Source organism: Kouleothrix sp. (assembly GCF_046328425.1).
Lineage (GTDB): Bacteria > Chloroflexota > Chloroflexia > Chloroflexales > Roseiflexaceae > Kouleothrix.
The window spans coordinates 1-12,365 of the sequence record NZ_JAXLWP010000013.1 but is presented as its reverse complement, the minus strand read 5'-3'; the positions used below and the strand labels follow the sequence as shown (position 1 = coordinate 12,365).

Annotated in this window: 11 protein-coding genes; 9 read left to right on the top strand and 2 right to left on the bottom strand. The window is 65.9% G+C overall.

From position 1 onward, the window contains the following. The first annotated feature begins 190 nt into the window (after nt 1-190). Entirely contained in the window at nt 191-1,261 is a 1,071-nt protein-coding gene (locus U0177_RS13315; protein ID WP_409571124.1) for a multicopper oxidase domain-containing protein, read from the top strand. Between the two features lie 156 nt (nt 1,262-1,417). Here the strand turns inward: U0177_RS13315 and U0177_RS13310 are convergent, their stop codons facing one another. Beyond that, complete coding sequence (locus tag U0177_RS13310) at nt 1,418-2,395, bottom strand: STAS domain-containing protein (RefSeq protein WP_409571123.1); 978 nt, start codon at nt 2,393-2,395, stop codon at nt 1,418-1,420. Between the two features lie 78 nt (nt 2,396-2,473). Between U0177_RS13310 and U0177_RS13305 the strand changes: the two genes are divergently transcribed. From U0177_RS13305 to pstB (U0177_RS13280), 6 genes are all read left to right on the top strand, one after another. Further along, a complete protein-coding gene (locus U0177_RS13305; RefSeq protein WP_409571122.1) occupies nt 2,474-3,352 on the top strand; it encodes a class I SAM-dependent methyltransferase in 879 nt (292 codons plus the stop codon). A 436-nt stretch (nt 3,353-3,788) separates the two neighbouring features. Next, nucleotides 3,789-5,030 (top strand): phosphate ABC transporter substrate-binding protein PstS, encoded by a 1,242-nt coding sequence (gene pstS, locus U0177_RS13300; protein WP_409571121.1) that lies wholly within the window; start codon nt 3,789-3,791, stop codon nt 5,028-5,030. A gap of 442 nt (nt 5,031-5,472) precedes the next feature. Further along, nucleotides 5,473-6,450, top strand: a complete 978-nt coding sequence (gene pstC, locus U0177_RS13295; RefSeq protein ID WP_409571120.1) for a phosphate ABC transporter permease subunit PstC — start codon at nt 5,473-5,475, stop codon at nt 6,448-6,450. After that, on the top strand, nt 6,447-7,316 hold the full coding sequence (gene pstA / locus U0177_RS13290; protein ID WP_409571119.1) for a phosphate ABC transporter permease PstA: 870 nt from the start codon (nt 6,447-6,449) through the stop codon (nt 7,314-7,316). The genes pstC and pstA overlap by 4 nt, the downstream gene beginning before the upstream one ends. A gap of 30 nt (nt 7,317-7,346) precedes the next feature. After that, a complete protein-coding gene (gene pstB, locus U0177_RS13285; RefSeq protein ID WP_409571118.1) occupies nt 7,347-8,129 on the top strand; it encodes a phosphate ABC transporter ATP-binding protein PstB in 783 nt (260 codons plus the stop codon). Between the two features lie 13 nt (nt 8,130-8,142). Continuing rightward, a complete protein-coding gene (gene pstB / locus U0177_RS13280) occupies nt 8,143-9,003 on the top strand; it encodes a phosphate ABC transporter ATP-binding protein PstB (RefSeq protein ID WP_409571117.1) in 861 nt (286 codons plus the stop codon). Nucleotides 9,004-9,099: 96 nt separating this feature from the next. Here pstB (U0177_RS13280) and U0177_RS13275 read toward each other — a convergent pair whose 3' ends face one another. Continuing rightward, on the bottom strand, nt 9,100-9,684 hold the full coding sequence (locus U0177_RS13275) for a hypothetical protein (RefSeq protein WP_409571116.1): 585 nt from the start codon (nt 9,682-9,684) through the stop codon (nt 9,100-9,102). 170 nt (nt 9,685-9,854) lie between these two features. Here U0177_RS13275 and U0177_RS13270 point away from each other — a divergent pair, with 170 nt between their 5' ends. Together U0177_RS13270 and U0177_RS13265 are read left to right on the top strand one after the other, a co-directional pair. After that, nucleotides 9,855-10,637, top strand: a complete 783-nt coding sequence (locus U0177_RS13270; protein ID WP_409571115.1) for a DUF2270 domain-containing protein — start codon at nt 9,855-9,857, stop codon at nt 10,635-10,637. A gap of 48 nt (nt 10,638-10,685) precedes the next feature. Continuing rightward, on the top strand, nt 10,686-12,200 hold the full coding sequence (locus U0177_RS13265) for a 1,4-alpha-glucan branching protein domain-containing protein (RefSeq protein ID WP_409571114.1): 1,515 nt from the start codon (nt 10,686-10,688) through the stop codon (nt 12,198-12,200). Nucleotides 12,201-12,365: the final 165 nt, after the last annotated feature.

Here is a 12,365-nt window from a genome sequence, read left to right as displayed (position 1 = left end):
GCAAGAATCACACCAGCGTCGGCGCATTGTAGCATTGCGATGGGTCAGCGTCAATTGAGCGGCACGGTTGAGAAATCCTAATATTTAGTTATCGTTCCTTTCCTCACAAACTAACCGCCCCTGCGTATCATGCCATAGTCACAAGTACGATTCAGGGCCAGCAGCCCACTCGAAAGGAACAGATACCACTATGGCTAAGCAACTTGCCTCCGACCTAATCTCTCGCCGCAATTTCCTCAAAGGCGCATCGTTGGGTGTTGGGATACCGGTGGTTGGCACAGTGCTAGCCGCCTGTGGCAACGCACCGGCCACCGCGCAAAGCCCCACGGCCATGCCCGCCGACCATAATATGACCACTGCGCCGCAAGGGCAGGCCGGTGGCGGTATGACCGCCGACGAGATGGATGCGCACCACGAGGCCGGCATCAAGGCGTTCCTGGCCGGCAAAGAGACGACAACCAAAGGCAACCAGCCGCTCGAGCCCAAGATGGACGGCGATGTCAAAGTGTTCGAGCTGACCAGCAGCGTCATCCAGTGGGAATATGCCAAAGACCAGAAGGTCGAGGCCTGGGTGTACAACGAGCAGCTGCCCGGCCCAGTGATCCGCGTCACCGAGGGCGACAAGGTGCGCGTGGTGCTTAAGAACCAGCTACCCGAGAGCACCGCGATCCACTTCCATGGCGTGCTCGTGCCGAACAACATGGACGGCGTGCCGTTCATCACCCAGCCGCCGATCAAGCCCGGCGCGAGCTTCACCTACGAGTTCACCATACGGAACTCGGGCTCGCACATGTACCACTCGCACCACAATGCCACCAAGCAGGTCGGCAAGGGCCAGCTCGGCGCGTTCATCGTCGACCCGAAGGACAAGAGCAAGGACTTTGCCTATGACGTCGAGCACCTGATGATCCTGAACGATCAGGTGGGTGGCTTCACAATCAACGGCAAGGGCTTCCCGGCCACCGAGCCGGTGGTGGCGAAGAAGGGCCAGAAGCTGCGCATTCGCTACATGAACGAGGGCCAGCTGATCCACCCGATGCACCTGCACGGCCTGCCGCAGCTGGTAGTGGCGAAGGACGGCTGGCCGCTACCGCAGCCATATATGTGCGATACGCTGAACGTGGCGCCGGGCGAGCGCTGGGACGTGATCGTCGACTGTACCGAGCCAGGCGCGTGGGCCTTCCACTGCCATATCCTCTCGCACGCCGAGGGCGACAACGGTATGTTCGGCATGGTCACCGCGCTGGTGATCCAGGAGTAGCTCTCCCCTCGGTTTAGCTTGATCTATTTCTTTTGGGTATGTCCCGCCCGGCTTCGCCGGGCGGGACATACCCAAAAGAAATTTCGGGGGCGGCAATGCCACCCCCGAACCCCCACCATACAGCAAATGTTCAGCTGAATTTAGCCTCACACCAGGTCAAGGCGAGCCGGGCAGCGCGACGATCTGGCGGCGCACCAGGCGCAGCGCGCGCTGCAGCCCTTCGGCCAGCGTCGAATGGGTGGTGACGCCGCGCAGATCAACGCCCAGGCCCACCAGCGTCTGGGCTATTTCGGGCCGCACGCCCACCAGGATCGTCTGGCAGCCCAGCAGCCGGGCCGCGTCGGCCGAGCGGATCAGCTGCATCGCCACATTCGTATCGACAACCGCAGTGCCTGTTATGTCGACAAGCACTACCTCGGTGCGCTCGCGGATGATCGCATCAAGCTCGGCGGCGAGGATGCGCTCGGCGCGAATACTATCGATCGAGCCAATCAGCGGCAGCACCAGCACCCCCGGCAGCAGCGGCAGCAGCGGCGCCGAAAGCTCCATCACCGTGGCTTGCAGCACCTGCTGCTCGGCCATCAGCCGCTGCAGGTCTTCGATCGTCTGCTGGCGCACCTGGAAAACCCGCGCAGTATCGAGCGCGACCGCGACGCGGTCGCCCAGCCGCGTGAGCAGCTCGACGCCCGCGGCCGTCGGCGCGGGCCGAGGCGCCTCAAGCGCGACAAAGCCGACGCGCTCGGTAAACGCTAGCGGAACAATCGCCGTATGGCCAGCTGCCGCAAGGCTGCGCAATGGCGCCGGCACCGTGGCCGACATCGGCCAGCCCATCCAGTACACCCCACCCTGAGCTTCACATTCGGCCAGCAAGCTTTGAAAGCTCGCCTCGTCGATCGCCGCACCGGGCATCTGGCCGACACGCTGCCGGTCGAGGCCCTGCCAAGCGCCGCTATGGTAGGTTGCCGCGCCATACTGCCATAGGCTGCCGCCGGCATAATCGCCCAGATCGCAAAATGCCTGCAGCGCCAGGCCATACAGATCAAGCGCCGGCAGATCTGGGCGCATCGCATCGATCAGGTTGAGCAGCGTCTCGAGCTGTGTAAGCTGCTGGTGAAGGCTGGCGATCTCGTCCATACCAACTCCTTAAGCCATTGCATTGGCCTGGCCACCGCCGCTAGTGTAGCAGGCACACGATTTGCTATACCCTGAATCATGACCGCACTCTATGCCAGCAAGACGCGCCCTGCCGAGGCCGACCAGCTGCCAGACTACTGGCGGATGCTCCATGCCTACCATTGCTCGCGCCAGGACGAGCTGCGCGCGATCGTCGCCACGCTACCGCTGACGCCGAGCGCGCGGGTGCTCGACCTGGCCTCGGGCGACGGCTGCTACGCCGGCTGGCTGGCCGAGCGCGCCGGCCAGGTGATCGGCGCCGACGCCTCGCGAGCATACATTGAACTGGCGCGCCAGCGCCTTGCTGCCCGGCCTCGCGCCGCGAGTGTTGCATTTCAAGCCTGCGACGCGGCGGCGCTGCCGTTCGCCGACAATACATTCGACCTAGCCTGGTGCGCGCAGAGCTTCTACAGCCTGCCCGACCCCAACACCGCGCTACGCGAGATGATCCGCGTAACCCGCCCAGGCGGCACGGTGGCCGTGCTCGAAAACGACACGCTGCACCAGATCATCCTGCCCTGGCCAGCCTGGCTCGAGCTGGCGGTACGCCAGGCCCAGCTCGAAGCGCTAGCCGATCGCCACCCCGGCGCCGAGCTTGCGAAATTCTATGTCGGGCGCAACTTACGCGGCGTGTTTCAGCAGCACGGCCTGGAAGCATGCGAGCTACGCAGCTACTCGGTCGATCGCCACGCGCCGCTGAGCGCCGACGAGCTGCTGTTTCTGCGCGGTTACCTGGCCGATCTGCGCGAGCGCGCGTGGCCGCGCCTGGCCCCCAACGCGCGCGCAGAGCTCGATTGGCTGATCCAGCCAGATTCGCCGGGATACCTGCTGCGCCGGCCCGATCTGCACCTGGCGCACCTCGAGCTGCTTGCGCTTGGACGCAAACCCCGCACCTATGGCGCAGCACCGAGCGATTGAGCGCTGTTCGACGCGAAGCGCAGGAACAGCCGCACACAGAGCTGAGTTCCATGCTGCCGCGCACAAAAGTACAGCATTGAGAGAGCCGAACACCACCACTGCGTACATCCCAAGAATATCAGCAGGCGGCGCTTCCGCGCAGGCCGGCTAAGGAAATTATACGACGTTTGCGCAAGCAAGCGCGCGGCGGCGCTGGCCGTGGCCGCGCGATTTGCCGCTACGCAGTGCGTCGCCCGGTCGTACTGCGCCCCTCGGGCACGCGCCCAAAGCACCTCCTACGCTTAATGAGCACTTAACAAATGCTTGTGAGTGATTTAACAGAGCTTCTCTATGATAGCACCATCGCCGATGAGCTGTTTCGGCGGGTGACCCACAACGTGGATGCCTGTGCGCACCCGTATGGTACGCACTCAATCGTAGTAAATGGAGGAGTCTCGTGATCACCACTCCCAAACGCTGGCTGGCCCTGGTGCTTATGCTGGTGCTGATTGTACCCGTGTTGGCCGCATGTGGCGGCTCGGGCACCGCAGATACGCCAACCAACGCCCCGGCTGCTGCGCCCACTGCGGCCGCCGCCGCGCCCACCGCTGCCGCCGCCGCGCCCACCGCTGCCGCCGCCGCGCCTACTGCCGGCAGCGCCGCGACCGGCAGCTTCAAGGCGCGCGATGTGACAGCGAAGCTGACCGGATCGGGCGCCAGCTTCCCCGACCCAATCTACCAGAAGTGGATCAAAGACTACAAAGCGGTTGCATCAAATGTCGAGATCAACTACCAGAGCGTTGGCTCGGGCCAGGGCCGCAAAGATTTCTTCGGCGGCGTCACCGATTTTGGCGGTAGCGACAAATTCGCCAGCAACAACGAGCTGAAGGCCGCGACCGACCCGACCACCGGCACGCTGAAAACCGACGTGCTGCACATTCCGACCGTGCTGGGCGCGGTGGTGGCCACCTACAATCTGCCTGGCGTCAGCAAGCTCCAGTTCTCGGGCGAGACGCTGGCCGGGATCTTCCTGGGCACGATCACCAGCTGGAACGACCCGAAGATCGCCGCCGACAACCCCGGCGTGACGCTCCCCGACACCGAGATCGTCGTGGCGCACCGCTCCGACGGCTCGGGTACCACCAGCATCTTCACCAACTACCTGAGCAGCGTCAGCCCGGAGTGGAAGTCGAAGGTCGGCGCGGGCGACACCGTGCAGTGGCCAGTGGGCCAGGGCGGCGAGAAAAACCCCGGCGTGGCCGCGATTGTGCAGCAGACCGAAGGCGCGATCGGCTATGTGGAGCTGATCTACGCCGCCGCGAACAACCTGCCCGAGCCGGCGATCAAGAATGCGGCCGGCAAGTACGTGGCCCCAACACTCGAGAGCGTGAGCGCCGCTGCGCAGGGCTTCCTGGCCAAAACGCCCGACGACCTGCGCGTGAACATCGTCAACCCGCCCGAGGGCGAGAACGCCTACCCGATCGCCGGCTACACCTGGGTGCTGGTTGCCAAGGAGCAGAAGGACGAGGCCAAGGCCCAGGCGCTGACCGATTTCCTGTACTGGGCGCTGACCTCGGGCAGTGAATCGGCCAAGGCGCTGAACTACGCGCCGCTGCCCGACGAGATCCGCGAGAAGGCAATCGCCAAGCTAGGCCAGATCAGCGTAAACGGCAAGCCGGCCTTCACCATGCCCAAGTAGCGCAGCCAGCACGGCTGCTGGATCTGCTGCCTACGGCGGAGCGGTACTTTCCCATCGGCATGCGCTCAGCGTTCGCTCACTCCACGCGCAAACGCTGAGCGCACCCGGCGACCGAGTACCACGCTGCCGCGGGCGCATTTCGGCTTTACGCGGCGCGCATTTCGTCTGAGGAACGACGCACGTGCGGTCTCAAGTCTAAGAACTTACGCAGTTGCGCTGTTCGGCTTCCCGAAGCCGTGCATGGTGCCTGCGGCAGCAAGGTACTTTTTGATCATGGTGTGCGGTTTTTCCGCACGGAGCGCGGAAAAACCTCACACGTCCAAAAGGAAAATACCGCTCTGCCGAAGGCTAAGCACACCAACTACGTAACTCCTAAGTCTAATGAAAAATGAGCCATTGTTGATCTTGCTGGCAATCGAACGTCATCATATAGAGGGTTGGTATGGCACAAGTTGAACGCCTGAGCACCTGGCAAGCTTTTCAGCAGCGCACCAAGCACGGCGACGTGATCTTCTGGCTGCTGACGCTTTTCTTCGCCCTGCTGGTGATCGCGCTGGTGGCGGCGGTGGGATATGTAACCTGGATGGGCTCAAGCGAAGCGCGCGGCCGCTTCGGCCTGAGCTTCTTGCTGCAAACCGGCTGGGATCCGAACGCGCAGAACTTTGGCGCGCTGCCGGCGATCTACGGCACACTGATGTCGTCGGGCATCGCGCTGCTGCTGGCCGGGCCGCTTGGCATCCTGATCGGCATTTTCTTATCGGAGCTGTGCCCGCAGCGCCTGAGGAACCCGCTTTCGTTCCTGGTAGAGCTGCTGGCGGCCATCCCCAGCGTGATCTACGGCATGTGGGGCGTATTCGTGTTCGTGCCGTTCTTCCGCAGCTGGGTAGCCGCGCCGATCGCCAAGGGCGTGGGCAAGAGCTTCCCGCTGCTGAGCGGGCCGGTAGCCGCCGGGCGCGGGCTCCTGGTGGCCGGGATTATCCTGGCGATCATGATCCTGCCGACGATCGCCGCGATCACGCGCGACGTGCTGGCGGTGGTGCCGAACCACCAGCGCGAGGCCATGCTGGCGGTCGGCGCCACTCGCTGGGAGATGATCCGCAGGGCGGTGCTGCCATACGCGCGCGCGGGCATCATCGGCGGGCTGATGCTGGGCCTGGGCCGCGCGCTTGGCGAGACCATGGCGGCGCTGATGGTGATCGGCAGCGTGAAAGATAAGATCAGCCCATCGCTGTTTGGTGGTGGCATCACAGCTGCTTCGCTGGTGGCCAGCGAGCTGCCGAACGCCAACGATAGCATGCACGAATCGACCCTGATCCTGATCGCCCTGGTGCTGTTCGGCATCACATTATTGGTCAACGCGCTGGCACGCCTGATGGTATGGCGCGCCGCGCGCGGGCCAGTCGGGAGCGCGCGCGCATGATCACCCAAGCGCCTAACTATCGCCGGCGCAAGCTGGCCGACCAGCTCATGCGCGGCCTGACCATCGGCGCGACGCTGCTCGCGCTGGTGCCGCTGTTTCTGATCCTCGGCTATGTGCTGGTGCGCGGCGCCAGCGCGCTCAACCTGGCCTTCTTCACCCAGGCCTACGAGCCGCCGGTGGTTGAGCTGAATGGCGCGGTCGGCAACGCCGGCGGCGTGCTGCACGGCATCATTGGCTCGCTCATGATCGTGGGCATCGCGCTGCTGATGGCGCTGCCGATCGGCATCCTAGCGGCGGTGTTTCTTTCGGAGTACCCCAGCAACAGCATCGCCACCGTGGTGCGCTTCTGCACCGATGTGCTGAGCGCGGCGCCCTCGATCGTGATCGGCGTGGTGGCGTATGTGCTGATCGTCCAGCGCACGCACCAGTTCTCGGCGCTGGCCGGCAGCGTCGCACTGGCCGTGCTCATGATCCCGGTGATCACGCGCACCACCGAGGAGATTTTGAAGCTCGTGCCGAGCACCATGCGCGAGGCGGCGGTGGCGTTGGGCGCGCCAAAGTGGTGGCTAACGCTGACGGTGATCCTGCCCACCGCGCTGAGCGGGATCGTCACCGGCGTGCTGCTGGCATTCGCACGCGCCACCGGCGAAACTGCCCCGCTGCTGCTGACGGTGCTGGGCAACAATAACGTGAGCTTCAAGCTGCTCGAGCCAATGGCAGCGCTGCCGCTGCTGACCTACAAGTACACCGATACGCCGTTTCCAGCGCAGAATACCCTGGCCTGGGGCACCGCGCTGGTGCTGACGCTGCTGGTGCTGACCGTCAATATTACCGTTCGCTGGGCCACCCGCCGGCGCATGAAATAGCCACGTGCTAGCTACTACAACACAAATACTATGAATACACAACACGTCACTCTTCAGCGCCTGACGCCATTCTACGGCCCCGTACAGGCGGTGCAGCCAGTCGATGCGAGCATCGCGGCGCGCGCGATCACTGCGATCATCGGGCCGTCGGGCTGCGGCAAATCGACGGTGCTGCGCTGCATCAACCGCATGCACGAAACCCTGGCCTACGCGCGCGTCGAAGGCCAGGTGCTGCTGGGCAGCCAGGATATCTACGCGCCCGGCGTCGAGGCTCAATCGGTGCGACGGCGGATCGGGATGGTCTTTCAGCAGCCCAACCCGCTGCGGATGCTCTCGATCTTCGAGAATGTCGCGATTGGCATGCGGCTAGAGGGGCTGCCGCGCAACGTCGTCGCCGAGCGCGTCGAGGCCAGCCTGAAGGCCGCGGCGCTGTGGGACGAGGTGAAAGACAAGCTCGGCCACTCGGGCCTGGCGCTCTCGGGCGGGCAGCAGCAGCGCCTGTGCATCGCCCGCGCGATCGCGCTGCAGCCCGAGGTGCTGCTGCTCGACGAGCCCTGCTCGGCGCTTGACCCAATATCGACCTATAAAATTGAGGAGCTGCTGATCGAGCTGAAGCAGAACTTCACGATCGTCATTGTGACCCACAATATGCAGCAGGCCGCCCGCGTCGCCGACCGCACCATGGTGTTCATGGTCGATCGCACGCAGGCGCGGCCAATCGGCGTGCTGGTGGAGGAGGGCGAGACCAACCGGATCTTCACCGCCCCGCGCGACCCGCGCACCGAAGAGTATATCAGCGGACGAATAGGCTAGGAGAGAGCAGGATATGAGCGAAATGCATATGCCGGCGCGCACGCTGCCGCGCACAGTTGCGGTTGGCGCGCTCGATCGCGAGCGCGGCGCGGCCGATCAGCTCGAGCAGAAGCTGGAGGCCCGAAACTTCCACTTCTACTACGGCGCGTTTCAGGCGCTGCGCGACGTGAGCCTGAGCATGCGCGAGCGCAGCATCACGGCGATCATCGGGCCGTCGGGCTGCGGCAAATCGACGTTTCTGCGCGCGATCAACCGCATGCACGACGCCACCCCCGGCGCGCGCGGCGACGGGCAGCTGCTGCTCGACGGCCAGAACATCTACAGCGCCACGACCGACCCGGTGCTGCTGCGGCGGCGGATCGGCATGGTCTTCCAGCGCCCGAACGCCTTCGCCAAGTCGATCTTCGACAATGTCGCGTATGGCCTGCGCGTGGCCGGCTGGAGCAGCCGCCAGCGCATCGCCGAGCGTGTCGAGCAGGCGCTGCACCAGGCCGCGCTGTGGGACGAGGTGAAGGATCGGCTGGCCGGCTCGGCGCTGGGGCTCTCGGGCGGGCAGCAGCAGCGCCTGTGCATCGCCCGCGCGATTGCGCCGAACCCCGAGGTGCTGCTGATGGACGAGCCGTGCTCGGCGCTTGACCCGATCGCCACGCTAAAGATCGAAGAGCTGATGATGGACCTGCGCCGCGAGTACACGATCGTGATTGTGACGCACAACATGCAGCAGGCCGCCCGCGCCTCCGACGAGACCGTGTTTATGCTGATGGATCCGGCCACGCGCGCCGGCCAGCTGATCGAGTTCGGCCTGACCAACCAGATCTTCACGCGGCCGCGCGACAAGCGCACTGAGGACTACGTGACCGGGCGTTTCGGCTAGCTGGCCTCGGCCGTGTGCGTACAGAATTGCGCGAACCGGTGGCAGTGCCACCGGTTCGCGCTGTTTTGCTGGCGCATCTGCACCGCGCAACTCGTGCTATTCAGCGAACAGCTCGGGCATGCGCTCGCCATAGTACGCGCCCAGGCGCTGCTGTGTCTCGGCGCGGGTGCGGCGGTACGCCTCGCTGGCCAGCCGGTGGTCGATCACCGCGTTGCGGCGCTCGGTCTCGCAGCGGGCCGCATTGCCGATCGCGGCTTCGAGCGCCGTACAGCTGTGGGCGATCTCGTCCTGGCGCTCGCCCGCAACGCTGGCGGCGGCAAGCAGGCGCCGCAGGTCGGCCAGCAGCTCGCTGGGGGTGCTATCGGCCTCGGCGCCGCCGCGCGAGAGCAGCTGAACCGCAGGCGCATGCTCGCCGCCGTGCTGCTCGATCAGCCGCCGCAGCGTGCGCTTATACAGCCGCCTGCCCGCCACCTCGCACTCCCAGCGGCGCGCCAGCGCGGCGCGCCAGGCGGCTACCGCCTGCTCGCTGCGCGCGTAGGTTTGTTCGAGCTCGTGCTGCCGGGGGATGTGCGCGGCCAGCAGCTCGTCGGCGAAGGGCAAATCGCCGCGCAGCTGCTCGAGCGTCGCGATCAGGCGCCGCGACTCGGCCAGGGTTTCCGTCGGGGCCAGCGTGGTGTTCATGCCCGGGGTCTCCTCTCCAATCGTGCGTTCCGAACCTGATCATAGCCGCATATGGCGCCCGCGTCTATAGTACTTGCGTCGCCTCTGGCCATGGGCCGGGTGCTTGACGCGGCGCGCGCGGCGTGCCTATAATGGCGCTGCATGTTGCCGATGTTCGCGCCGGAGCGACGATGAAAACAGTGCTGGGCTCGCAATCGGCGCCGCCGCCCGTGGCCGCGACAATCCACATCTACCGCGGCCTGATGGATCGCGCGTCGACGTGGCGGCAGCGGATCGATAACCCTACCAACTGGGCGATCGTGACATGCGGCACGTCCGTGAGCTTTACCCTGAGCGACGAGACGCACTCGCACGCGGTGCTGCTGCTGGTGATGCTGTTCGTGATTATGTTCCTGGTGGTCGAGGCGCGGCGGACGCGCTACTACGACCTGTGGAGCAGCTGGCTGCGCCTGCTCGAAACCGAGTACCTGGCGCCCATTTTACAAGATAACAGCATTACCGCCAACGACACCTGGCAAGAGCTGCTGGTGCGCGACCTGGCCTACCCACACTTCAAGGCGCCGCTCGGCAAGATGCTCCAGCGCCGCCTGCGCGACCACTACATGGCGATCTATTTGTTTCTGCTCGGCTCGTGGCTGCTGAAGCTGCTGCAGCATTCGGCCAGCAGCCCGGCCTGCCGCGCCGACACCCTGGCATGCCACGCCACGGTCGGGCCGGTGCCGGGGTGGGCTGTGCTGGTGGTGGTGGGCTGCTTCTACGTGGTGCTGGTGGCTGCGACGCTGCTGGCCTACTCGTCGCGCGACCCGACGATCGAGATCCTGTCGCGCGAGCGCACACTGCAGAAGATCGTCTCGCCGCTACAGCAGCCGGTAAGCCGCCTGCAGTGGCACGGCGAGAGTATGCCACTGGGCGCCGAGCGGCGCGACGAAGACGTGTCGGCGGTGGAAGACTAGATTAGCCGCGGAACGGCGTTTGGCCGAAAGGTGCGCGTTGCTCACTCAATGAACGGCTACCTGACGCTCATCCTGACCGGGCATGTTCCGTACCTGCGCGCCGCCGGGCGTGAGCCGGCCGGCGAAGACTTGCTGCACGAAACGATCGCCGACGCGCTGGTGCCCACGCTGAATGCGCTTTACGACCTGCGCGAGCTTGGGGTGCGGCCGCACGTGGGCCTGGCGTACTCGCCGGTGCTGATCGAGCAGCTGGCCGACAACGTGGTGCAGAAGCATTTCTTTGTGTGGATGGAGCGCCGGCTGGCGCAGCTCGACGCGGCGGTGACTGGCTGGGAGCGCGAGGGCGAGCCGCACCGCGCCTACCTGGCGCGCTTCTACCTCGAGTGGGGGCGCGGCATTCTTGAAAGCTTCACCGGGCGCTATAATCGCAACCTCGTCGCCGCGCTGCGCGATCTGTGCGCCGATGGGCTGGCCGAGCCGCTCAGCAGCGCCGCGACCCACGCCTACCTGCCGCTGCTCGAGCGCACCGCCTCGCGGCGCGCCCAGATCGACGTGGGCGCGCTGGCGATCACCCGGCGCCTGGGGGCGCGCCCGCACGGCCTGTGGCTGCCCGAGTGCGGCTACAGCCCCGCGCTCGAGCCGCTGGTGCGGCCAAGCGGCATGCGCTACCTGATCGTCGATCCGTCGAGCGTGACGCGCGCCGACGTGCCGCACCTGCGCCCGCGCTGGCTGGCGGCGCGCCAGCTCGCCGTGCTGGTGCGCGACCCCGAGGCCGCCGCCCAGATCATGGCGCCCACGCTTGGTTACGCCAGCGACCCGCTGTACCGCGCGCCGCGACGCGACGCGCGATCGGGGCTGGCGCTGTGGCGCAGCGGCCTGAGTGGTGAGGCCGAGACGCTGTACGACCCCTACGATGCCTTCCGGCGCGCTCAGGAGCACGCGGTGCACTTCAGTAGCTTTGTGGCCGCCGAGCTCGAGCGCTTCCGCGAGCGCCACGACCGGCCGGGCATTGCGGTGGTTCCGCTCGACCTCGACGTACTCGGGCGCGGCTGGTTCGAAGGCCCGACCTGGCTGCGCGCGATGATCGAGGCGTTCGCCGAGCGCCGATCGCTGGCGCTCACCACGCCTCTGGCCTACCTGCAGAGCCTGCGCCCGCGCTTCAGCGTGACATTGCGCGACGGCTCGTGGGCCGCAGGCGACTACCACCGGCCGTGGGATGCGCCGGCCGCGCGCCCGCTGCGCCAGGCGATCGCCGAGGTTGAAGACCGGCTCGAGATGCTGGTGCGGCGCTTTCCAAATGCCCAGGGCGACACCGAGCGCGCGCTGTCGCAGGCGGTGCGCGAGCTGCTGCTGGCGCAGTCGAGCGACTGGCCGCTGCTGCTGAGCCGCGGGCCTGACGCCGAGGCGATCCGCCGCCCGCGCGAGCACCTGCTGCGCTGCGAGCGGCTGTGCGCGCTGGCCGAGGCTGCAGATTGGTCGGAAGAAGACTGCGCCTTTCTCGACGCGGTTGAGGAGTGGGACAACCCGTTCCCGATGCTTAACTACCGCGTCTTCGCCGACTGATACGCTCTTCGCTTGATCATGTACAGGTTGTATTGCACTGCATGGCTTCGCCACGCAGTGCCACACAATTGTCCGAGCCCCTAAGCCTGCACCAGCGACCGCAGCTGCTCGATCTGGTAGCCCGCCTTCGTGGCGGCGTCGCGCAGCTGGCCCAGCAGCTCGTAA